The organism is Endozoicomonas sp. ALD068 (genome assembly GCF_049310145.1).
In the GTDB taxonomy this organism is placed as follows: domain Bacteria; phylum Pseudomonadota; class Gammaproteobacteria; order Pseudomonadales; family Endozoicomonadaceae; genus Endozoicomonas_A.
Window position 1 is genome coordinate 431360 of record NZ_JBLYNU010000004.1, and the last position, 26059, is coordinate 457418.

A 26059-nucleotide genomic window follows, 5' to 3' on the forward strand; every position below is an offset into this window, starting at 1 on the left:
CACACCTGCAGCCATCACCTGTATTTCATCGTTCAGTGGTGTAACTGGTTGCTGGTTGCATGACGCATTCAGCGGGGTTCTGTCTCTTATCATGAACAGAAGCTTTCTTGTTATTGCCATGTCGCCATTCGAAGAAAGCTCCCAAAGTGTAGGAGTAAGGAAAGCTTTCTGCATGGGAGAATGACCATTCAGGTATATTTTCCCTGAAGTATTTCTCCCAGCCATTCTCAAACAGTTTCATGGTGCGATCACGGCGTTCGCGGAACTGTAGATAATTTTCGTGTCGAGTCCAGCCATACATGCTGTTGCTGGCTTTAGCCCGGTTTGTATAGGCTTCATCGGTTTCATTGAGGCGTTGAGGCGAGGCAATAGCGTTACGTTGCTCATATTCATCCTGCGTTTCCCCCAAGCCTATCCAGCGATTCATCTTGTCAAGAGTGCGGCCCAGAGGACCACCCAGCCATTGAGTGAGCAGCTTGTTGTCGTTCATAAAGAAGTCGAACGCGAGACTCGACGCCAGAGCGAATCCGAAGGTTTGAGCATAGGTGAGCCCTGATACAAGACTATAGACGCATGCTCCGACAGTGGCTACCGGACCCAGCACCAGACCGGTGGTTGCAGAGGCCAGGCTTTTCACTTTTTGTGGCGTCACCCTCTGCAGCAGTGGTACCTGAACCCCTTGTCCGGAGCTCATGGATTTCACCATTTCAGGCAGCAGACGGAAAATGTTGCGATACATTTGGGGGTTGGCGTTGTGCTGTCTGGCAAATAACATGGAGCCGGTTCTCAGCAGAATGACTGAGGAAGCGGCCTTGCCCAATGGCATGGCCAGCCCGCCTGCTTCAGAGATTTGTTCAATTCCACTGTGATAGACATATTGGCCGGTTCGGTCAGGATCAACACCGAAGCCTTTCAACCAGTGCTGGAAAGGTATGAGCACCCGGTGCAGGTAATCACCCCTGTTGGTCAGGTCCAGAAGATAGAGGAATGACATGTTCGAGAGGGATAGCCCGGCAGCCTGCCAGGTGGCGCGGGTCGCCAGCAGGGGTTTGTAGCTGGAGAAGTACCAGGTGACAGCCTGTACCAGAGAGGCTGAAGGTTTGATCCAGTAGTTATTTAGCCCCTGCTCAACCGCAGTGGCATGAGCCTGCATCAAGGTGTCATGAATAGCCTTGATCAGGTCTGATTCAGACAGGTCGGCAGCATTGGCGTAAGGCGTCAGGGTATCCTGAACATTGGTCAGAAAGGCTGCCGTCCTGCGGCCATTTTCAAAGGCAATATCGTCAAGAATATAGTTGGCGATGACTGCGGCTGCGAACTCTTTCATGCCGTCAACAGATTCTTTCATACCTGCCGGGTCACTGACAGTTGAGATCACAGGAGTAAAGGCACTCTGTATGAATTCATCGACCCCCTCATCGGACAGTATCTGTACAACGGCTTTGAAACGAGGCAGGTTAATGCCGTGTTTGTTGCCAAGGAAGTGTTCAAATTCATCCACTGTCTGATAACCATCAACACCTCTGACAGCCTTCATGTAGTTCTCAAGTTCTATCTTGCTGATCAGACCTTCACGCAGCAAAGCAATGATCTTGCTACCACTGACAGAGTGGGTAGCGAAGTATTTCGAGAAGTCTTTCAGGTCCTCTGGTTCATGCTCGACGAAGTGAATGGCTCTTTTAGCCATGCCATGAACTTCCACAATACGACTGGCCTCATTAAACGTCAGATCATCCCCGACCAGCGCCTGCAAGTGAATCGGTGCAAATTCATCGTTAAAATCGAAAGTCGTGAGGCAGGGTATTGTTTTAGCACTGTTGATTGCTGATTCTGCCAAACCCAGCGCAGCATTGAGAGCCTGTTGCCTGAGAGGGTGCTGCTGTGTGAAGGAGTCCATATCGGCCAGAACTTTTTCTGCTTTTGTGCTGGTGCTCTGTTGCTGAATGGTCCCTTGAGCTTCCGATTCACCTGTTTCATCGGGAGCCAGTCCGGGTCGATCTTCGGTGATACTCAGTCTCTGAAGCTGTAGATAGTCATCCTCAGCCTGTTGCCTGAGTTGAAGTGCTCTGAGTTTTTTCTTTTCACCGGGAGTGGCTTTCTTGAATATGAGCCCTAACTGGTATGTAACCCGGGTGAGTTTACTTTTTGTTGTTGACAGCTGCTTTTCCAGCTTGCTTTCCCTCTCAATCAGCTGCCTGATCATGTCGGCCGTGACTTTGGTAGCAAACTGTTTGTTGTCGTGCAAAATATCGGTTTCTGAATCGACGGCAACGGGTTTAATGTTCAGAATATTCTGAAGAAAGTACTGGTTAGTCAGAAGGTCTCTGAATACCGGTTTGAAACTGAACTCTTTTGCCAGTTGAATCTGTATCCAGGTTGGCGTGATGGCTGACGAAGCGACTCTGATGTGTTCCGGTGTGAGTTCAAATTCAGCTGCTCCATATGTTCCATCTGGAATAGCACTGGTCAGTGCCTGGTGGAGATATTCATAATTTGCAAGCGCACGCAGTGCCTGCATATCTTCGTTTATAAGCGTCGCTGGTTGATCTTCGTTAACACCCGCATGGTGCCGCGCAGCAAGCCCCTCCAGCAATGTCATCTGCCTGCTTCGAATGACGGACTGGTAGGCACTGACATCATATTGTTTAACCCATGTTGCAACTGCCTGGGCGGGGTTATTACCCTCAGCTTTTTCCCAGAGGTTATACAGGCTTTCTACAAAAGCAATATCATCGGGACCATGCATCTGACCATGGAAAACAATTACCTCTCCCGGAGTTTCTGAGACCTCCAGCTTCGGATAACCTGCAGGCACAGGATAAGCTTGTGTGTGATCTTCGACGTGTACAACATATCCGACGGGTTTACTATGTGCCAGAAGTTCATTAAGAGCTTGCTGTTGTAAATCCTCTCCCAGGATATAAACCTGGATATAGGCAGAGGCCGCTGCTGCCAGTAGAACATCATCATTGACAAAGAGTGATTGTCCCAGACGTTGCAGTTCAGGGGGCTGATCGCCCGCAGCAAGAAGTTGCATAAAGGTGCGCCCATTCACTGCAACTTTTTCTACTTCAATGGTGGCAAGGGGAACATAATGATCACTTCTACCGAGGTTTCCTGCCATAAGCTCGACAAGGTTCAGCAAGGTGGCCATTCTTGAAGGGCTGGCGATTTTCGTTAGCGGTTCCAGTGCGCCATCTGATTGACTGCGAATCACCTCAACTGAACCCCTATCAGTGATTCCGCCTCTGACTTCAATGACCAGTTCCTTTTCTGCAAGGTCATGTGTGAACCTGAAGACTCCCTCATCACCCACTTTCAGGGTTTTGGTGTATTTGCGGGCAACGCCGTTTTCGCCTGTTTCAAACACATCAACAATGGAAATGCCACTGTCAAAGGAAAGACTGTCTGTAAAGCTTATAGAACTAGAGAGAAAGACCCTCTCACCGGTCTGATGAGGGTAATTGTAGGTGGTCGTAAAGGATTTGGGCATTGGCTGCCGGTCTTCCCCTAAAGTTGGCCTGACCATGACCTCAATCCGGGTAAACTCCAGATGTTCCTGAAAATAGACAGACTTTATTTGCAGCCTGCGACCAGCCATTGCCTGTGTATTGATGACGGAAGAGCTGATTGCAATGGCCACTGCAAGTCTTAACGCGTTGAGGCGGGCGCTCGTCATTTTACTACCTCAGAACTGATTAGAAAGCTTGATTAAGGGGCATTTCTCTTACCATGACCGCCAACTTTCTGATCATCGACCTTTTGCTATTTGTAGAAGACTCCAAGGGTGTAGAAGTATGGAATACTTTGTGCGTGGGAGAATGACCATTTGGGTATATTCTCTCTGAAGTATGTCTCCCAGCCATTCTCAAACAGTTTCACGGTGCGATCACGTCGTTCGCGGAACTGCAGATAATTTTCGTGTCGAGTCCAGCCGTGCATCCTGTTGCTGGCTTTAACACGGTTTGTATAGGCTTCGTCAGTTTCATTGAAGCGTTGAGGCGAGGCAATAGCGGTACGTTGCACATATTCATCTTGCGTTTCACCCAAGCCTATCCAGCGATTCATTTTGTCAAGACTTCGGCCCAGGGGGCCACCCAGCCATTGAGTGAGCAGCTTGTTGTCGTTCATAAAGAAGTCGAAAGTGAGACTTGATGCCAGAGCGAATCCGAAGGTTTGGGCATAGGTGAATCCGGATATAAGTCCATGAGCGTATGCTCCGACAGTGGCTACCGGACCCAGCACCAGAGCGGCCGTGGTCGAGGCCAGAGTTTTCACTTTTTGTGGTGTCACCCTGTGCAGAAGCGGCACCTGTACCCCTTGTCGGGAACCCATGGATTTCACTATTTCAGGTACCAGACGGGAAATGCTGCGATACATCTGCGGATTGGCGTTGTACTGTCTGGCAAACAATATGGAACCGGTTTTTAACAGAATGACTGAAGCAGCGGCCTTGCCCAATGGCATGGCCAGACCGCCCACTTCAGAGACCTGTTCAATTCCATTGTGGAAGGCGTATTGGCCGGTTCGGTCAGGATCAACACCATAACGTTCCAACCAGTGCTGGAAAGGTGTGAGCATTCTGTGCAGGTAATCACCCCGGTTGGTCAGATCCAGCAGATAGAGGAATGACATGTTTATGGCAGACTGCTCGGCAGCCTGCCGGGCGGTATGGGTTATCAGTAGCGGTTTGTAGCTGGCGTAGTACCAGGTGACAGCCTGCACCAGAAAGGCTGAAGGCTTGATCCAGTAGTTAGTTAGCTCCTGCTCAACCGCTGTGGCATGAGCCTGCATCAAGGTATCATGGATAGCCTGGATCAGTTCTGATTCAGACAGCCCGGCAGCATTGGCATAAGGTGTCAGGGTCTCCTGAACATTGGCCAGAAACGCTGCTGTTCTGCGACCATTTTCAAAGGCAATATCATCCAGAACGTAGTTGGCGATGACCGCAGCGGCGTACTCTTTCATGCCGTCAACGGACTCTTTCATGCCCGCCGGGCCAGTTGCGGTCACGGTTACATGAGCAGTCTCCAGCTCACTTTCAGCTTCTTCCAATACTCGTCTGGCTGTGGCTGCCTCACGATCAAGAACGTATCGGGGCTTAGGTCCCAGGAGAGCCAAATGCCTGTCAAGCTCGTTCTCAATGATCTGGAGGCGCATATTAACGTCTGGCTGAACCCTGTTGATAACTTCTTCGTCCAGCTGTAGGAGTTTTGCTTTAATTAGACTATTTTGGTCGTTTATACTGGCGTCATCGTTATAGTCTTCAATATTGAGTTGGCGGGCCATTTCATTGTTCCGGGCTCTCCTGACTGCTTCATTTTCATAGACTTGGTTGACTTCATCCCGAAATGCCTGAATTCTGGCTATCAGGGCCTCCTTCTGGTCAGACAGACTGGCATCCCTGTCAAGGTTCATCACCAGGTCACGGGCCAGTTTGGCTGTGAAAACCTTGACTTTTCTTACAGCGGTAACGAAATCAAGAGGGGGGATGTTCAGCTGCCGCTCTATGGCTGCAAGCCAACGTTTCTGCAGTTCTCTGAACAGCTTAATATGGTACGGATCTGCGACTTTATAAGTAAAACTCGCATCAAGCTTTTTGAGTCTGAGGCCTCTCTCGTCGATAGCTTTGCAGTCTTCTTTCCAGAAAGTCTGGTCTATCCGATCCAGTAGCTGTTCTCTGACAAAATCGCTGTCAAATATATTAATAACCCTGGCAAGTCTTAGTGCTCTGTCATCCCGTTCAATGAGGTTGACCTTAAGTAATTCTTCTACTTGTCTCAGTGGATCAGTCCGTTGTTCTCTGGTTCGCTGATCAGGGTCATGGACTCCGACTTTATAGTGAAGATGCGCGAGAAGCTTCTCGAGTTTAAGAGCCCTCCCGTCCAGAGCTGTGTTTTCATCTGCCCAGAGGGTGTTATCCATCTTATCCAGCGTCTGATCTGTAAGATCATCGCCGTAAAGCATTCTCCGAATCCTGTTAAATCTTGTTGTTTCGTCATCCTTTTCATTGACTTTGATGTTGAGTATTTCTTCTGAGGTTTTCAGGATCTCCAGCGCCTTTTCCTCTGACTGTTGTATGGCTTTTCTGACAAGCCTCTGCATGTTTTCAGAAATGGCCTGGCGACGAAGATACACGTCATTGTTGTCATCAGGGGCTCTTATCTGAAGGGCTTTTTCCAGGTTACTCAATGTCTCAAGGACTTCAGGCATCACTTTGGAGTGGCCTGTCCTGATGTAATCCAGCTGTGTGTCCAAAAATTTAAGCTTGAAAAGTTTGTTAAGGACTGCTGTCTCCGCAGCGGCGCGGTCTAATAGTAAGGTGTTGTCATTCTGATCAGCACCGAGAACCTCAGCCAGAGCAGCTGTTCTGCCAGCGGTGTAAAGAAGCTCCTCAGTGAGTTGCTTGCTCGTAGTATAGAGTTGTTGACGCAGGGATTGTGCTTCAGCCTTCATTGCCTTCAGTTTTTCAACCAGATGTACTTGTTGAACGTCAATATCTGCATTGCTATCAAAATCATCAATGTCAAAATGTGCGGCAATGGTAGTATAGCCGGCCTTCATTGCAGCAGCTTTGTCAGCCTCTGTGCGGGCCTGAGCATTCAGCTGCTCAAAGAGTCGCTCAATGGTCTGTTGACGGGCTTCCAGGTCTGCTTCGTCGACCGGGACCAAACCATAGCGACTTTCAATGTCAGCCAGTTCCTGTGAGAGTTCGCCATTGGGTAGCATTGTCCTGTCCAGATTCAAAACAGGCTGAGACTCGTCGGCATCCTTGCTATCAAAATCATCAATGTCACAATGCACGGCAATGGTTTTATAGCTGGCCTTCATTGCAGCAGCTTTGTCAGCCTCTGTGCGGGTCTGAGCATTCAGCTGCTCAATGTGTTGTTCAATGGCCTGTTGACGGGCTTCCAGGTCTGCTAAGTCGACCGGGACCAAACCAAGCTGGCTTTCAACGGAAGCCAGTTTCTGCGAGAGATCCTCACCGGTTTGTATTGAGATGCACAGACTTAGAGCAGGCTGGGAATTGGTTGCGGCCGATGTTGCGGCAACCGATGTTGTGGCAACCGGCGTTGCGCTGGCCTGTGTTGGGGTAATTGATGACGCAGTAACCGATTGCCTGGTTTCATCAATTTTCTGACTGGTAAGCCTGGCGCGTTTTTCTGGCGGCGGAGTAGCATCCCGGTCATCAATACTGAGCCCTGCTGCCAGTTGAGCGCTGTGAGTTTTTCTGGCGTCTGCCCTGTCATCACTGACCTGTTTTTCCAGCTCCGGGATTCGTTTGTTATCCTGCTGAGGTTCATCAGCCATGTTTTTCATCACCATGAGCACTTGACGAAGCTCTTGAAGCTCACCCTGAAGTTTCTGTTTGAGTCGTTCTATGGTCAGTTTTGCCTCATCACTGGCAATGGCCATTGCCGTTATGCTGCGATCTAATGTCTTGACTGCCCCGGCGAGTTCGGCCTCTCTTGACTGCAGTTTTTTTATCGTGCTTACCATCTCAAGCATCTGTCCGTTAATGTCTTCCGGGACTGTAGGGGGATAGTCTCTGTCATAAAGATCAGCAAAGTTCTTCGTCACTGTGTTGGCAAGGGATATAAAGTTCTGAATACTCTGAACAAAGTTATGATTAATCAGAAGATTTTGAAGTGCAGGTTTGAAGCTGAAGTTTTTTATGAGTTGAAACTGCATCCAGATTGGTTTGATGATCGATGTCGCGATTCTTATCCGTCTTGATGTTAACTCAAATTCATCGGCTCTATCCGAAGTGGCACTGGTTAATGCCTGCTGTAAAGATTCGTAGTAGCTAAGCGTTGACAATGTATCTTCATTAAATTTGGCATCTTGCTGTACCGCCAGTTCAGCAGCAAGCTCTTCCAGCAGCGCTATTTGCCTGCTCCTGATGATGTGCTGGTAGCTTCTGATTTTATCTTTTTTAACTTTAACCGTTGCCTTGTATTGTCTAAATCGATAGTGTTCCCAGCGGAAAATTTGACTATCCAGAAAAGCAATATCGGCTGGATTCGGCTTCTGGCCACGGAAAACAATAATCTCCCCCGAAGCCTGATCCACTTCCAGTAACGGATAACGAGCAGGTGCAGGATATGCTTGTTTGCCGTCCTCGACGAGTACAACATAGCCGACGGGTTTTTGGTTCGACAACAGTCTTTTGAGCGCTTTATGTTGTAGCTTTGCCCCCCGAACATGGACTTGGATGTAGGCAGAGGTGGCTACTGCTAAAAGAGCCTCATCATTAACAAAGAGCGACTGTCCAAGACGCTGCAGTTCAGGGGGCTGATCACCCGCAACAACATGACGCATAAAGGTGCGCCCGTTCACTTCAACTTTTTTTACTGGAATGATGGCAAGGGCAACGTATTGATCTCTTGCGCCAAGGTTTCCCGCTCTTCCATGCGCACCTTTCAGCACTCCCGCCAGCTGAGTGGGACTGGCGAGTTTCGTTAATGGTTCTAATAATTCGATGTCATCTGATTGAGCACGGGCAGCCTCAATTGAATTCCGGTCGGTCATTCCTTTTCTGACTTCAATGACCAGTTTCTTTTCTGCAAGGTTATGGGTGAACTTGAAGACTCCCTCATCACCCACCTTGAGGACTTTGGTGTATTTCTGAGCAACGTCATTCTCGTCGGTTTCAAACTGATCAACACTGGAAACGCCGCCTTCAATGCCAGAAAGAACGTCTGTGAAGCCTTCGGAAGGAACGTCGTAGCTCGCTCTGACCTGAGCCTGATCAGGGTAGGTGGTTGTATAGGATTTGGGTATTGGCTGCTGATCAGCACCTAAAGTTGGCTGAACTATGACCTCACTCTGGGTAAATTCCACCTGTCCATTGCCCGTAATATCGACAGATTTTATCTGCAACCTTGAAACAGCCAGCGCCTGTGTACTGACAATGGAAGAACTGATTGCAACGGCCACGGCAAAGCTTAATGCATGGGGGCGAGCATTCGTCATTCTGTTACCTCAGAGCAGAGTAATTTGATTACCGTAAAAAATTTCTCATCCCTGAGGGCGCAAAAAATTGTTTCTGTCGCTCATGGCTGATTTATGCTGGATTCTTTTTGACGCCTGAATGGGTCGTCAAAAGGGTCTGATATTCAGAGTTCGTCGCGGGTAGCCTTTTTGTCACCCCATTCGTAGAAGGTACTCAGAGTGTAGGAATAAGGAATACTTTTTGCGTGGGAGAACGACCATTTAGGTACATTTTCCCTGAAGTATTGCTCCCAGCCATTCTCAAACAGTCTCATGGTGCGATCCCGGCGTTCACGGAATTGCAGATAATTTTCATGTCGTGTCCAGCCATACATTGTGCTGTTGGCTTTAACACGGTAGGCGTACTCTTCATCGGTTTCACTGAAATATTGAGGCGCGGCAATAGCTGTGTGTTTCACATATTCATCGTCCGATTCACCCATGCCTCGCCAGCGGTTAAATTTATCAAGACTTCGGCCCAGGGGGCCACCCAGCCACTGAGTGAGCATCTTGTTGTCGTTCATAAAGAAGTCGTAAGTGAGACTCGACGCCAGAGCGAATCCGAAGGCTTGCGCATAAGTGAATCCGGATATAAGTCCATGGGCGTATGCTCCGACAGTGGCTACCGGACCCAGCACCAGAGCGGCTGTGGTCGAGGCCAGCGCTTTCACTTTTTGTGGTGTCACCCTGTGCAGAAGTGGCACTTGAACCCCTTGTCCGGAACCCATGGATTTCACTATTTCAGGCACCAGACGGGAAATGCTGCGATACCTGTGGGGATTAGCGTTGTACTGTCTGGCAAACAACACGGAGCCGGTTTTTAGCAGAATGACTGAAGCAGCGGCCTTGCCCAATGGCATGGCCAGACCGCCCACTTCAGAGACTTGTTCAATTCCGTTGTGGTAGGCGTATTGGCCGGTTCGCTCAAGATCAACACCATAATGTTCCAACCAGTGTTGGAAAGGTGTAAGCATTCTGTGGAGGTAATCACCCCTGTTGGTCAGATCCAGAAGATAGAGGAACGCCATGTTTGACAGGGACAGTCTGGCAGCATTCCAGGCGTTAGTGTTCATCAGCAGTGGTTTGTAGCTGGAGTAGTACCAGGTAACAGCCTGAACCAGAAAGGCTGAAGGTTTGACCCAGTAGTTATTTAGCTCCTGCTCAACCGCTGCAGCGTGAGCCTGCTTCAATGTGTCATGGATAGTCTGGATCAGTTCTGGCTCAGACAGGCCGACAGCATTGGCATAAGGTGTCAGGGTCTCCTGAGCATTGGCCAGAAATGCTGCCGTTCTGCGGCCATTTTCAAAGGCAATATCATCCAGAACGTAGTTGGCGATGACAGCTGCGGCATACTCTTTCATGCCGACAACAGACTCTTTCATGCCCGCCGGGCCAGTTGCGGTCACGGTCACAGGAGTAATGGCAATCCCCATGAATTGCTCAGCATCCTCATCGGACAGCATCTGGATAACCTTGCTGAACCCGGGCACCTTGATACCCTGTTTATAACCAAGGAAGTGTTCAAACTCAGCCACTGTCTGATAACCATCAACACCTCTGACGGCCTTTATGTAGTTTTCAAGTTCAACCTTGCTGATCAGACCTTCACGCAGCAGAGCTGTTATCTTTATCGCTGCAGACGCTGACAGAATCATTGCGGCTTCCAGAGCCTGTTTCTTGAGAGCGTGCAGGTGGACGAAGTCGTGCATATCGGTCAGTACTTCTAAATGCCCCGGTGTGTCCTGGAAGGGACCGCCATTATTTTCGAGGGCTTTTCCGGCGGCCTTCAGGGTATCCTGCATTCTCTCAAGGTCTGCCTTCCTGACTTCAATCTCAGCTTCCCGACGGACCTGTTCCTGAATTGGTTGCTGGATCTTGTCGCCACTGGCATCATCACCGCCCTCTAGTACCAGAGCATTCAGTTTTTGATGAGCAGTCTCCAGTTCATTTTCAGCTTCTTCCCAAGGCTGTTCTGTTGCGGTAGCTGGTGTTGCAGCAACCGGTGTTGCGGTAACCGGTGTTGGGGCAATTAAGGTTGCGACAACCGATGTTGCGGCAATCGGTGTTGGGGCAACCGATGTTGGGGCAACCGATGTTGGGGCAATCGGTGTTGCGGTAACCGATGTTGGGGCAATCAATGTTGCGGTAGCTGATGTGGCTGCAGCAGGTTGCTTGATTTCATTAATTTTCTGGCTGATGATTTTGGCTTGTTCTTCGGGGGTTTGGGTACCATCCCAGTTATCAATACCAAGCTTTGCTGCAATTTGACTGTTGTAATCCTGTATAGCTGCAGCTGTTGCTTCACGAGCTTTTTTTCTCAGCACTGGAATTCGGTCGACTTCTTCCTCGAGAAAGCGTAACCAGGTGCTCCGTTTTACGATCTTTTGCTGATTCTCAACATTTTGTTGATGGATCTCCAGTGACAGCTGCTTGATGCGCTGCTGAAGCCCCAGGTTGCGGGCCTCAAGGTCATCTTCGTTTTCTGGAACCAGATCGAGCTTACCTTCATAGAAGGCCAGTCTTTCCCGGATTTCCCCATCAGTTAGTTCTTCGTTATCTTGCAGCCGCTGTTGCTTTGACGGGCGAATGAACCGAAGGGCAGTCAGATCCTCTTTATTGTCCCAGACAAAACGCCTCTTGCTTCCAATGGCTGACGTTTTTGCTTGCACAGCTTCTCTATCAGGCTGTTCTGTTACGGCAGCCAATTGCCTGATTTCAAGAGTTTTTTGTCTAATGATGCTGGCTTGTTCTTCAGGTGGCAGTTTATCATCCCAGTGATCAATACCGAGATCTATTGCCATTTGAGCGTTGCGAACTTTTAAGGCACTTGCTCTGGCATCACGAGCTTGTTGTTTCAGCTTTGGAATTTGTTCGATTTCCTGCAGAAGTTTCTGTAACCATTTTTTCGGTTCTTCATGCTTTTGTGGATTCTGAATATGTGTTTGAAAAATCTCAATGGCCTGATGCATAAGGTGCAGTTGAATGGCCCGGCGACGGTCTGTAGGGCTACATCGGTTATTCGTCACCAGGCCGAGCTGACCTTCAAAGGCAGTCAGTTTTTCCAAAGCTTGAGCGTTGGGCAGTTTAGCATTTTGTCGTAGCTGTCTTTGAATGGAATGAAGGGTAGCCAGATTTTTTTTATTGACCGAAGCAATAATGCACTTGCCGCCAATGGTCGCCGGATTTGCTTTTAACGCTCCTTCATGAGACTGCCCTGCTGAGGCGTATACTCTTAAGATTTCATCAGTTCTCTCAATAATGCGTCTGGATTGTTCTTCTATTGAAAGGCTATCATCCCAGCCATTAATACCAAGCCGTGCTGCCATTGTGGCGTACTGAGCTATCAAGGCATGGGTTTTGGCACTACTGGTTTTTTTTTCCAGCGCTGGAATTCGACTGACTTGCAGCTGAAGTTTTTGTATCAGTGCGTTCTGTCGTTCCAGCTCTTGCTGAAACTGTGTAAGTTTACCTACAGTTTGCTGCCTGAGTTTAAGCACTCTTACTGTTTCCTTTTCACTGTTACTGTTTTTCTCCGTTGTAAGCTTTAACTGGTTTCCGGGCTGGATGAGTTCGCTTTCTTTTGTCAGCTGCTCTTTTTGCCTGGTGTTCATCTCAATCAGCTGTTCGGGCGTGTCGCTCGTGACTTTGGCAGCAAACTCTTCCCTGTCCTCGTTAGTATCGGCCTGCGCCAGGATGATATCACTGCCATCCGGTATCACTTCCCGCATACTCTCGATAAAGAATTGATCCGTCAGAAGGTTTCTGATTGCAGGTTTGAAGCTAAAGTGTTTTTCCAGTTGATCATGCATCCAGGTTGATGTAACAACCGAGGAAGCCACTTCGATCTGTCCTGTTGTGAGTTCAAATTCATCTGCTCCATCTTTAGTTGCAATGGTTAATGCCTGATGGAGATATTCATAATGTGACAGCGCCCTCAGTTCGCCTTCGCAAGCAAGTATCATTTTTCCATCTTCGTCAGGTTCGACATTGCGCTCTGCCGCTAAATCCTCCAGCAGTGCCATCTGCCTGCTTCGAATGGTGTACTGGTAGCTTTTGACCTTATCTTTTTTAATCTTTGCTGATGTTTTAGAGAGGGTGTTGTAGCCAGGTTCCTGCACCCACATGTCATAGAGACCTTCCACAAAAGCGACATCGGCCGAATTCTGTTTTTGACCGCGAAAAACAATAACCTCTCCGGGAGCCTCAGTCACTTTCAGCATTGGATAATCCTCAGGCAGAGGATATGGCTGTGTGTCATCCTCAGCGAGTACAACATAGCCGACAGGTTTATGGTACGACAGCAGTTTTTTGAGCGCTTTCTGTTGTATATCTTTTCCCAGAACATGGACCTGGATGTAGGCAGAAGTGGCTGCTGCTAAAAGAGCCTCATCATTAACAAAGAGCGACTGCCCCAGGTGCTCCAGTTCAGGGGGCTGATCGCCCGCAACAATATGACGCATAAAGGTGCGCCCGTTCACTTCAACTTTTCTAACTGGAATGGTGGTCAGGGCGACATAGTGATCGCTTGTGCCAAGGTTTCCCGCTCTTCCATGGGCACCTTTCAGCACTCCCGCCAGCTGTGTGGGATTGGCGATTTCCGTTGATGGTTCTAATGATTCGATGTCACCTGATTGAGCACGAATGGCCGCAATTGAATGCTGGTCGGTCATACCTTTTCTGACTTCAATGACCAGTTTCTCTTCTGCAAGGTTGTGGGTGAACCTGAAGACTCCCTCATCACCCACCTTGAGGACTTTGGTGTATTTCTGAGCAACGTCATTGTCGTCTGTTTCAAACTGATCAACACTGGAAACCCCCCCTTCGATGCCAGAAAGAACGTCTGTGAAGCCTTCGGAAGGAACCTCGTAGCCCGCTCTGGCTTGAGCCTGATCAGGGTAGGTGGTTGTATAGGATTTGGGTATTGGCTGCTGATCATCACCTAAAGTTGGCTGAACTATGACCACACTCTGGGTAAACTCCACCTGTCCATTGTCCGAAATATCGACAGATTTTATCTGCAACCTTGAATCAGCCAGTGCCTGTGTACTTATGATGGAAGAGCTAACTGCAACGGCCACAGCAAAGCTTAATGCATGGGGGCGAGTATTCGTCATTCTGTTACCTCAGAGCAGAGTAATTTGATTACCGTGAAAAATTTCTCATCTTTTTGTCACCCCATTCGTAGAAGGTACCCAGAGTGTAGGAATAAGGAATACTTTTTGCGTGGGAGAACGACCATTTAGGCACATTTTCCCTGAAGTATTTCTCCCAGCCATTCTCAAACAGTTTGATGGTGCGATCCCGGCGTTCACGGAACTGCAGATAATTTTCATGTCGTGTCCAGCCATACATTGTGTTGTTGGCTTTAACACGGTAGGCATACTCGTCATCGGTTTCACTGAAATATTGAGGCGCGGCAATAGCTGTGCGTTTTACATAGTCATCGTCCGATTCACCCATGCCTCGCCAGCGGTTAAATTTGTCAAGACTTCGTCCCAGGGGGCCACCGAGCCACTGAGTGAGCATCTTGTTGTCGTTCATAAAGAAGTCGAAAGTGAGACTCGACGCCAGAGCGAATCCGAAGGTTTGGGCATAGGTGAATCCGGATATAAGTCCATGGGCGTATGCTCCGACAGTGGCTACCGGACCCAGCACCAGAGCGGCCGTGGTCGAGGCCAGAGTTTTCACTTTTTGTGGTGTCACCCTGTGCAGAAGCGGCACCTGTACCCCTTGTCGGGAACCCATGGATTTCACTATTTCAGGTACCAGACGGGAAATGCTGCGATACATCTGCGGATTGGCGTTGTACTGTCTGGCAAACAATATGGAACCGGTTTTTAACAGAATGACTGAAGCAGCGGCCTTGCCTAATGGCATGGCCAGACCGCCCACTTCAGAGACCTGTTCAATTACATTGTGGTAGTCGTATTGGCCGGTTCGGTCAGGATCAACACCATAACGTTCCAACCAGTGCTGGAAAGGTGTGAGCATTCTGTGCAGGTAATCACCCCGGTTGGTCAGATCCAGCAGATAGAGGAATGACATGTTTATGACAGACTGCTCGGCAGCTTGCCGGGCGGTATGGGTTATCAGTAGCGGTTTGTAGCTGGCGTAGTACCAGGTGACAGCCTGCACCAGAAAGGCTGAAGGCTTGATCCAGTAGTTAGTTAGCTCCTGCTCAACCGCTGCGGCATGAGCCTGCATCAAGGTATCATGGATAGCCTGGATCAATTCTGATTCAGACAGCCCGGCAGCATTGGCATAAGGTGTCAGGGTCTCCTGAACATTGGCCAGAAACGCTGCTGTTCTGCGACCATTTTCAAAGGCAATATCATCCAGAACGTAGTTGGCGATGACCGCAGCGGCGTACTCTTTCATGCCGTCAACGGACTCTTTCATGCCCGCCGGGCCAGTTGCAGTCAAGGTCACAGGAGTAATGGCAATCTTCATGAATTGCTCGGCACCCTCATCGGACAGCATCTGGATAACCTTCCTGAACTCCAGCACCTTGACACCCTGTTTATCACCAAGGAAGTGTTCAAACTCAGCCACTGTCTGATAACCATTAACACCTCTGACGGCCTTAATGTAATTTTCAAGTTCAATCTTGCTGATCAGACCTTCTCGCAGCAGTGCTATTATCCTGTTACCAGTTGCAGAACGGGTAGCGAAGTATTCCAGGAAGCTTTTCAGGTCCTCTTCTTCGTACTTGACGAAGTGAATGGCCATTTTGCCCATACCATTAATGATTTCGTCGTATTGTTGAGGCCCTTTGCCCAACTCATTTCTGATCCTCTGCACCAGAATCCCGACTTCTTCCAGGACGTTCTGAGGCTGATTATCTACCGGCTCGACAGAGGAGAGTGGGAAGCTCCTTTTCAGGTTCCTGAAGACGGTTGCAATCCGGCTGGCCTGATGAAACGTCAGATCTTTTCCGACCTTTGCCTGCAAGCGAATGGGGGCAAATTCATCGTCAAAATCGAAAGTAGAAAGCTCAGGTATCACCTTACCGCTTTTGGCTGCAGATGCTGCCAGACCCATTGCGGCTTCCAGAGCCTGTTTCTTGAGCGCGTGCTGGTGGATGAAGTCGTACATATCGGTCAGAACTTCTACCTGTCCCGGCGTGTACTGGAAGGGACCGCCATCATTTTCGACGGCTTTCTCGGCAAGCTTCAGAGCAGCCTTCATTCTCTCAATGTCTGCTGTCCTGACTTCAATATCAGCTTGCAGACGGGCTTGTTCCTGAGTCAGTTGCCGGATCTTTCTGTCACTGGCATCATCCCCGTCCGGTTGTGCCATAGCATCCAGTTTTAGATGAGCAGCCTTCAGCTCACTTTCAGCTTTTTTCAAAACGGTTCTGGCTGTGGCTGCTTTACGATCCAGGACGTACCGGGGTTTAGGTCCCAGGCGAGCCATATGCCTGTCAAGCTCGTTCTCAATGATCAGGATACGCGCACTAACGTCTGGCTGAACCCTGTCAATAACTTCTTCGTCCAGCAGTTGGAGTTTTGCTTTAATTTGTCTATTTTGGTCGTCTATACTGGCGTCATCGTCATAGTCTTTAATGTTGAGTTGGCGCGCCATTTCATTGTTCCGTGCTCTTCTGGCTGTTCCATCGTCATAGACTTGGTTGACTTCATCCCGAAATGCCTGAATTCTGGCTATCAGAGCATCCCTCTGTTCAGAAAGGCTGGCGTCGTTATCAATGTTTATCATTAGATCACTGGCCAGTTTCGCCGTGAAAGCATTGACTTTTTTTATACCAACAACGTATTCAAGAGGGTGGATATGCAGCTGGTCCTCTATTGCTGCAATCAAGCGTAGCAGCCGTACTATGACCTGCTTATCATGGTACGGATCTTCGACTTTATAAGTTAGACTTGCATCAAGCTTCCTGAGTCTGAGACCCCTCTCGTCGAGAACTTCGCTATCTTCTTTCCAGAGGCTCTGGTCTATCCGACCCAAGTTGTATTCTCCGACGCAGTCAAGTATTTTAAGAACCCTGTCAAGTCTTGTTGCTTTGTCATTCTGTTTATTGAAGTTGATTCCGAATTCTTCTTCTACCTGTGCCAGGGGATCGGTCTGTTGTTCTCTGGCGCACTGATCCGGGTTAGGGCCTCCTACTTTATAGTGAAGATACGCAAGAATTTTCGTGACTTTAAGATCCCTTCCGTCCGGAGCTGCGTCTTCATCTGCCCAAAGGGTGTTATGTATCTTATCCAGCCTCTGATCTGTGAGATAATCGCCGTCAAACATTCTTCGAACCCTGATAAGTCTTGTTGTTTTGTCGTCCCCTTTATTGACTTTGATGTTGAGTATTTCTTCGATGGCTTTCAGTATTGCCAGAGCCTTTTCCTCTGACCGTTGTTTGGCTTTGCTGATGAATCCCTGTATTTCTTCAGAAATGACCTGGCGACGAAGATACACGTCATCCTTTTCATCAGGGGCTCTCATCTGAAGGGTTTTTTCCACGTCACTTAATGTCTCACGGACTTCAGGCATAACTTCAGAGTTGCCTGTTCTGATGTAATCCACATAGGTGTCCAGAAATTTAAGCTTGTTAAGTTTGGTATATACTGCTGATTCTACGGCGTCGCGGTTTGATAGTATGGTGTTGTCGTTTGGATCAATACCAAGAACCCCAGCTAGAGCAACTTTTCTGGTAATGGTGTAAAAATCCTCCATCTCGAGTTGGGTGCTCATGGTATTGAGTTGTTGACGCAGACGTTGCGCTTCAGCATTCATTGTCTCCAGTTTTTGAACCAGGCATTCTTGTTGAACGTCAATATCTGCATTGCTATCAAAATCCTTAATGTCACAATGTACGGCAATAGTTGCATAGAAGGCTTTAATTTCAGCTTCTTTTTCAGCATCTGTCGTGATGCTCTGTTGCTGCAGATATTGTTGATCGGTCTGAGTTTGCTGCTCCTTATGGTGTTGCTGAATGGCCCGGCAACAGGCTTGCGGGTCCTTTTCGTTCTCCGGGACCAGACCGGGCTGACGTTCAATGCTCGCCAGCTCTGCTTTTACAGCTTCTTCCTGAGTCTGTTCTGTTGCGGCAACCGATGTTGCGGCAACCGATGTTGCGGCAACCAATGTTGTGGCAACGGGTGTTGAGATAACTGGTTTTGGGACAATCGATGTTGAGGCAATCGGTGTTGCAGTAACCGATGTTGGGATAATCAAAGTTGCAGTAGCTGATGTGGCTGCAGCGGCTTCCTTGATTTCATTAATTTTCTGGTTGATGAGTCTGGTTTGTGCTTCGAGGGTTTGGGTACCATCCCAGTTATCAATACCAAGCTTTGCTGCAATTTGAGTGTTGTAATCCTGTATGGCTGCAGCTGTTACTTCACGAGTTTTTTTTCTCAGTATTGGAATTCGGTCGACTTCCTCCTGAAGAAAGTGTAACCAGGTGCTCCGTTTTGCCAGCTTTTGCTGATTCTCAATATTTTGTTGATGGATCTCAATTGACAGTTGCATGATGCGCTGCTGAAGTCCCAGGTTACGAGCTTCAAGGTCGTCTTCGTTTTCCGGAACCAGATCAAGCTTACCCTCATAGAAAGCCAGTCTTTCCCGGATTTCCCCATCAGTTGGTTCTTCGTTTTGTTGCAGTCGCTGTTGCTTTGGCGGGCGAATGAACTGAAGGCTGGCAAGATCGTCTTCATTGGTCGACGCTTTTGCTTTTACAGCTCCTTTATCAGGTTGTGCTGTTGCGGCAGCCAATTGCTTGATTTCAAGAATTTTTTTTCTAATGATCCTGGCTTGTTCTGCCAGTGGTTGGGTAACATCCCAGTAATCAATACCAAGCTCCATTGCTATTTGAGCGTTGCGAACTTTCAGGTCACCTGCGCTGGCATCATGGGCCTCTTGTTTCAACTCTGTAATTTGTTCGATTTCCTGCAGAAGTTTCTGTAACCATTTTTTCGGTTCCTGGTGCTCTTGTTGATTCTGAATATGTGTTTGAAAAATCTTAATGGCCTGATGCTTGAGGTGTTGCAGAATGGTACGGCGACGCTCTAAAGGGTCATGTTGGCTATTCGTAATCCCGAGTTGACCTTCAAAGGTAGTCAGTTTTTCCGAATCGAGTAAGTCGGGTCGTCTAAAGGCTTGTTGCAGCTGCTGCTCAATGGACAGAAGGATAGCCAGATTTTTTTTACTGACCGGAGCGATACCTTGCTTGCCGCCAATGGCCGCCGGTTTGGCTTTTAACGCTTCTTCATCAGGCTGTTCTGTTGCGGCGTATACTCTGAAGATTTCACTAACTCTTTCACTGATGCGCCTGGATTGCACTTCCAGTGGAAGGGTATCAATCCAGTCATCAATACCAAGCCTTGATGCTGTTACAGAGAAATGAGCCAGTAACGCATACGCTCTGATGTTACTAAGTTTTTTTTCCAGTGTTGGAATTCGATTGACTTGCCTCTGAAGTGTTTGTATCTGGTTTTTCTGTTGTCCCAGCTCCTGATGAAACTGTATAAGTTTATCTTCAATTTGTTGCCTGAGTTGAAGTGCTCTTAGTTGTTCCTTTGCACTGGTACTGGTTTTCTCGGTTGTCAGCTTTAACTGGTTTCTAAGCAGGGTGAGCTCTCTTTCTTTTGCCAGCAGCTCTTCTTGCCTGACTTTTATCTCAATCAGCTTACTGGGCTTGTCGCTCAAGATATTGGAAGCGAACTCTTCCCCGTCCCCGGGATCATCGGCCTGCACCCGGATGATATCACTATCATCTGCTATCACTTCGTGAATATTCTGAATAAAGAACTGATTAGTCAGGAGATTTCTAAATGCCGGCTTGAAGCTGAAGTATTTTTTGAGTTGATTCTGCATCCAGGTCGATGTGACGACCGACGAAGCGATTTCGATCTGTCCTATTGTGAGTTCAAATTCATCGGCTCCATCTGAATTTGCACTGGCTAATGCCTGATGGAGATATTCATATTGTGACAGCGGCGTCATCAGATCATGGTCGTATGCAAGCGTCATTTCTCCATCTTCTTCAAGTCCGGCATTGTGCACTGCTGCTAACCCCTCCAGCAATGCCATCTGCCTGCTTCTAATGATGTATTGATAGCTTTTGACCTTATCTTTTTTGATCTGTGTTTTTGCTTGAGAGGGGGGGCAGTAGCCAGATTCTTGCGCCCACATGTCATTGAGACCTTGCACAAAAGCGAGATCGGTTGGATTCTGTTTTTGACTGCGGAAAACTATAATCTCCCCGGGAGCCTCAGTCACTTCCAGTTTTGGATAACCCACAGGCACAGGATAAGGCTGTGTGTCATCTTCGACGTGAACAACATAGCCGACAGGTTTATGGTACGACAACAGTTCGTTGAGAGCTTGCTGTTGTATCTCTTCCCCCAGAACATGAACCTGGGTATAGGCAGAGGTGGCCGCTGCCAAAAGCACCTCTTCATCGACAAAAAGCGATTGACCCAGACGCTGCAGCTCAGGAGGCCGGTCACCTGCGGCGATAAGGCGCATGAAGGTGCGCCCCCCCACCTTAACCTTGTCTACTTCAAGGGTGGCAAGGGCAACATAGTTATCAACTTCGCCAAGGTTTCCTGCTCTTTCATGTACACCTTTGAGCACTCCGACCAGATGTTCGGGGCTGGCAACTTTCGTAAACGGTTCTAATGTTTGCGTGTTGCCTGATTGAACGCGAACAGCCTTAATTGAATCCTGATGGGTCATTCTGTCTCTGACTTCGATAAGCAGTTTCCTTTCTGCAAGGTTATGGGTGAACCTGAAAACCCCCTCATTACCGACCTTCAGAACTTTGGTGTACTTCTGAGCAACGTTATTCTCGTCTGTTTCAAACTGATCAACAATGGAAACGCCACCCTCGATGCCGGAAAGGACGTCGGTGAAACCTTCAGAAGGGATGTCATAACCCGCTCTGACTTCAGTCTGATCAGGGTAAGTGGTAGTAAAGCATTTGGGTATTGGCTGCTGGTCGTCGTCTAAAGTTGGCTGAACTATGACCTCACTCTGGATGAACTCTACATGTCCATTGCCATGAATATCGACAGATTTTGTCTGCAGCCTGCGATCCGCCAGTGCCTGTGTGCCAATCATGGAAGAGCTGATTGCAATGGCCACTGAAAGTGTTAAGGCATTGGGGCGAATATTTGTCATTCTACTACCTCAGTGCTGAGTACTTTGACTATCGTGAAAAGTGATTACCGCACCTCGCGAGTAAGCGACTCCTGATAACTGATGGCTGTCAATCGCTCATGGCTGTTCGCTCATGGCCGTTTCTGTAAGCCGTTGAGAGAATTTAGTTCACACTGGCAGATCCGCTAAGCTGTTGAGCGAATTTAATTCTCAGTGGCAAAGTTCAATGTCCGGAACTCGTTCCCACGCTGTGACTCACTTCTTAACCTCAAGACCAACCGGTGCTGCTTTTACGGTTGCCCAGGGTTGCCCAGGCGCTGCAGTCCCGGACCCGAAGAAAGCACCCAGAGTGCAAGAGTAAGGAATACTTTCTGCATGGGAGAACGACCATTTAGGTACATTTTCCCTGAAGTATTTCTCCCAGCTATTCTCAAACAGTTTGAGGGTGCGATCCCGGCGTTCACGGAACTGCAGATAATTTTCATGTCGTGTCCAGCCATACATCGTGTTGTTGGCTTTAACACGGTAGGCATACTCTTTATCGGTTTCACTGAAGCATTGAGGTGTGGCAATCGCCGTGCGTTTCACATAGTCATCGTCAGACTCAGCCACGCCTCGCCAGCGGTTAATCCTGTCAAGACTTCGGCCCAGAGGGCCACTCAGCCATTGAGTGAGCATCTTGTTGTCGTTCATAAAGAAGTCGAAAGTGAGACTCGACGCCAGAGCGAATCCAAAGGTTTGCGCATAAGCGAATCCGGATATAAGGCCATGGGCGTATGCTCCAACAGTGGCTACCGGACCCAGCACCAGACCAGCAGTGGCGGAGGCCAGCGTTTTTACTGTTTGCGGTGTCACCCTGTGCAGAAGTGGCACCTGAACCCCTTGCCCGGAACCCATGGATTTCACTATTTCAGGCACCAGACGGGAAATGCTGCGATACCTCTGCGGATTGGCATTGTATTGTCTGGCAAACAACAAAGCGCCGGTTCTCAGCAGAATGACTGAGGACGCTGCCTTACCCAATGGCATGGCCAGCCCACCCACCTCAGAGATTTGTTCAATGCTGCTGTGGAAGGCATATTGGTCGGTTCGGTCAGGATCAACATCATAACGTTCCAACCAGTGCTGGAAAGGTGTAAGCATCCTGTGGAGGTAATCACCCCTGTTGGTCAGATCCAGAAGATAGAGGAACGCCATGTTTGACAGGGATAGCTCGGCAGCCCGCCGGGCGTTAGTGTTCACCAGCAGTGGTTTGTAGCTGGAGTAGTACCAGGTGACAGCCTGTACCAGAAAGGCGGAAGGTTTGACCCAGTAATCATTGAGCTGCTGCTCAACCGCTGCGGCATGAGCCTGCATCAATGTGTCATGAATAGCCTGGATCAGTTCTGATTCGGGCAGGCCGACAGCATTGGCATAAGGTGACAGGGTCTCCTGAGCATTGGCCAGAAATACTGCCGTTCTGCGGCTATTTTCAAAGGCAATATCATCCAGAACGTGGTTGGCGATGACAGCAGCGGCATACTCTTTCACGCAGTCAACAGACTCTTTCATGCCCGTCGGGTCAGTTGCGGTCACGATCACAGGAGTAATGGCAATCTCAATGAATTGTTCAGCCCCCTCATCGGACAGCATTTGAATAACCTTCCTGAACTCGGGCACCTTGACACCCTGTTTATAACCAGGGAAATGTTCAAACTCAGCCACTGTCTGATAACCATCAACACCTATGATGGCCTTTAGGTACTTTTCCAGTTCAACCTTGCTGATCAGACCTTCTCGCAGCACACCAACAATACCATCATCACCCTCTGGTTTTTGATGAATGGTCTCCGGCTCACTTTCAGCTTCTTCCAATATTTGTCCGGTTGTGGCTACCTCACGAACGTATTGGGGTTTGGGTCCCAGGCAAGCCATATGCCTGTCAAGCTCTTTCTCAATGATCAGGATACGCACATTAACATCTGGCTGAACCCCTTTGATAACTTTGTCGTCCAGTTGTTGGAGTTTTGCTTTAATTTGACTATTTTGGTCGTCTATACTGTCATCATCGTTATAGTCTTTAATGTTCAGTTGACGGGCCACTTCATTGTTCCGTACTCTTCTGGCTGTTTCATCTTCATAGCCTTCGTTGATTTCATCCCGAAATGTCTGAATTCTGGCTATTAAAGCATCCTTCTGGTCAGACAGGCTGGCATCCTCGTCAAAGTTCATCCTTAGATCACTGGCCAGTTTCGCTGTGAAAGCCTTGACTTTTTTTATGACAGCCACGTAATCAAGAGGGTGGATATGCAGCTTGTTCTCTACGGCTGCAATGCAACCTGCCTGTTGTTCTCTGACCTGCTTATCATGGTACGGATCTTCGACTTTATAAGTGAGGCTCGCATCAAGCTTCCTGAGTCTGAGACCTCTCTCGTCAAGCGCTTTGCTGTCTTCTTTCCAGAGTGCCTGGTCTACCTCACCCAGCAGGTATTCTCCGGCGTCAGGGTGGTTAATCATTTTAAGCACCATGGCAAGCCTTGTTGCTCTGTCCTTTCGTTCAATGGAGTCCAGGTTGAGTGCTTCTTCTACTTCTGCCAGCGGATCTGTCTGTTGTTCTCTGGCTCGCTTATCCGGGTCAGGGCCTCCGATTTTATAGTGAAGATAGGCAAGAAACTTCGCGACTTTGAGATCCTTCCCGTTCAGAACTGCGTTTTCATCTGCCCAGAGGGTGTTATCTATCTTATCCAGCCTATGATCTGTGAGATCATCGTTGTCAAACATTCTTCGAACCCTGATAAGTCTTGTTGTTTTGTCATCCCCTTCATTGACTTTGATATCGAGTATTTCTTCTATGGCTTTCAGTATCGCCAGAGCCTTTTCCTCTGCCCGTTGTCTGGCTTTTTCGATGAAATCCTGCAGCTCTTCAGAAATGCTCTGGCGACGAAGGTAGACATCATCGTTTTCATCGGGAACAGTCATCTGAAGGGCTTTTTCCACGTCACTCAGTGTCTTAAGGACTCCCGGTATAACTTCGGAGTGATCTGTTCTGACGTAATCCAGATATGTGTCCAGAAATTTAAGCTTGTTAAGCTTGGTATATACTGCTGACTCTACGGCTTCACGGTCTGATAGTGCGGTGTTGTCGTTTGGATTAATACTAAGTACCTGAGCCAGAGCATGTTTCCTGGTAACGGTGTGTAAATCCTCCACAATGAGTCGGAAGGTCATAGGATTGATTTGTTGACGCAGATCTTGTGCTTCAGCTTTCATTGTCTCCAGTTTTTGAATCAGGCGATCTTGCTGAGCGTCAATATCTGTATCACTATCAAAGTCCTCAATGTTCAAATGTGCGGCAATGGTTGCAAAACGAGCTTTGGTTGCAGCTGTTTTTTCAGCTTCTGTTCTCATGCCCGGTGTGGCATGTCTTGCCCGCAAGTTCTCCAGGTTCCTGGATAATTCAAGCAGCTGTCTGGCCATGTCGGTCATCACTCTGGAAGTAAACTCTTCGTCTTTTTCGGGATCGATCTGCGCTTGTTTGATATCGCCGGTAGCGGGTATCACTTTCCGAATATGCTGAAGAAAGTGCCGGTTCATCAGGAGATTTTTAACTACGGGTTTGAAGCCAAAGTGTTTTTCGAGTTGCTCATACATCCGGTTTAGCGTGATGACTGATGAAACGGCTGTGATGTCTTCCAGTGTTAACTCAAATGGACGACGACGTGTTCGATATGGTTTATCTGGAGCAGCCAGCGCCAATACCTGCTGGAGGGATTCGTAATTTGCAAGGGAACGCACCGCCAGTTTATCTTCGTTAGAAAGTATCATCGGTTGATCTTTGTTAACGCCGATATCGTGTCGGGCAACAATCTCCTCCAGCAGTGCCATCTGCCTGCTTCGGATGACGAACTCGTAGCTTTTGATCTTAATTCTGAGAAGCTCTGTTATGACTATGCGATTATTAACCTCAGCTTCTACCCAGAGTTTGATGAGTTTTTCTACAAAAGCGACGTCATCCGGACGCTGCATCTGACCATGGAAAATAATATCCTCCCCCGGAGCTTCTGTTATTTCCAACTTTGGATAACCCTTAGGCACAGGATAAACCTGTGTGTCATCCTCGACGTGTACAACATAGCCGACGGGTTTGTTGTGTAGCAAAAGTTCGTTAAGCGCCTGCTGTTGTAAGTCCTCTTTCATGAGATGAACCTGTATGTAGGCAGAGGCAGCCGCCGCCAGGAGGGCTTCATCATTGACAAAGAGTGATTGACCCAGGCGTCGCAGTTCTGGGGGCTGATCGCCCGAAGCGATAAGACGCATGAAGGTACGCTCATTCACTGCAACTTTTTCAACTTCAATGGTGGCAAGGGCAACGAAGTGATCACTTGAGCCGAGGTTTCCTGCTCTTGCAACGGCAGCTTTCAAAACATCAGACAGTTGCGCGGGGCTGGCGATTTTCGTTAACGGTTCTAATGATGTAGAAAATAATTTACCACGAGCAACCGCAACTGAATCCTGATCGGTCATTCCGCCTCTGACTTCAATGACCAGTTCCTTTTCTTCAAGGTTGTGGATGAACCTGAAGATTCCTTCATCACCTACCTTAAGAACTTTGGTATATTTCTGAGCAATGCCGCCCTCGTCTGTTTCAAACTGATCAACACTGGAAACGCCGTCACCAATACCATAAAGAATTGCTGAAAAGCTTATAGTGGGAGAGATACGAGGGTGACATTTTGAAGGTGGAGGCTCATAAGGGTAGCTGGTGGTAACAGATTTGGGTATTGGCTGCCGGTCATCACCTAAAGTTGGCTGAACCATGACCTCACTTCGAGGAAACTGAAAATCTCCAGTGTTCAGAATATAGGCGTATGTCTGAAGTTTGCGAACGGCCAGTGCCTCTGTACTCATGATGGAAAAGCTGGTTGCCAGGGCCACTGCAAAGCTTAATGTATTGGGGCAGGTATTTTTCATCCTA

5 protein-coding genes are annotated in these 26059 nt (G+C 48.4%); all 5 read right to left on the minus strand.

From position 1 onward, the window contains the following. Positions 1-25 precede the first annotated feature (25 nt). The 5 genes from ACO6V5_RS01615 to ACO6V5_RS01635 all read right to left on the minus strand — a co-directional run bounded on the left by ACO6V5_RS01615 (position 26) and on the right by ACO6V5_RS01635 (position 26055). Positions 26-3679 carry a hypothetical protein gene (locus ACO6V5_RS01615; protein ID WP_422441927.1) on the minus strand — a complete coding sequence of 1218 codons (3654 nt, stop codon included), beginning with the start codon at positions 3677-3679 and terminating at the stop codon, positions 26-28. A gap of 86 nt (positions 3680-3765) precedes the next feature. Further along, the gene (locus ACO6V5_RS01620) at positions 3766-8976 is read right to left on the minus strand and encodes a hypothetical protein (protein WP_422413265.1); all 5211 of its coding nucleotides are present in this window, start codon (positions 8974-8976) and stop codon (positions 3766-3768) included. A 143-nt stretch (positions 8977-9119) separates the two neighbouring features. Further along, entirely contained in the window at positions 9120-14108 is a 4989-nt protein-coding gene (locus ACO6V5_RS01625; RefSeq protein WP_422413267.1) for a hypothetical protein, read from the minus strand. Between the two features lie 28 nt (positions 14109-14136). Then, positions 14137-21126: a hypothetical protein gene (locus ACO6V5_RS01630; protein ID WP_422492049.1), complete on the minus strand. Its 6990-nt coding sequence runs from the start codon at positions 21124-21126 to the stop codon at positions 14137-14139. A gap of 234 nt (positions 21127-21360) precedes the next feature. Next, a complete protein-coding gene (locus ACO6V5_RS01635) occupies positions 21361-26055 on the minus strand; it encodes a hypothetical protein (protein ID WP_422412574.1) in 4695 nt (1564 codons plus the stop codon). Positions 26056-26059 lie beyond the last annotated feature (4 nt).

Excerpts from the sequence above, each read along its gene's own strand:
- ACO6V5_RS01625 (WP_422413267.1), bottom strand. The coding sequence starts at position 14,108 with ATGACGAATACTCGCCCCCATGCATTAAGCTTTGCTGTGGCCGTTGCA.
- ACO6V5_RS01630 (WP_422492049.1), bottom strand. The coding sequence starts at position 21,126 with ATGACAAATATTCGCCCCAATGCCTTAACACTTTCAGTGGCCATTGCA.
- ACO6V5_RS01620 (WP_422413265.1), bottom strand. The coding sequence starts at position 8,976 with ATGACGAATGCTCGCCCCCATGCATTAAGCTTTGCCGTGGCCGTTGCA.
- ACO6V5_RS01615 (WP_422441927.1), bottom strand. The coding sequence starts at position 3,679 with ATGACGAGCGCCCGCCTCAACGCGTTAAGACTTGCAGTGGCCATTGCA.
- ACO6V5_RS01635 (WP_422412574.1), bottom strand. The coding sequence starts at position 26,055 with ATGAAAAATACCTGCCCCAATACATTAAGCTTTGCAGTGGCCCTGGCA.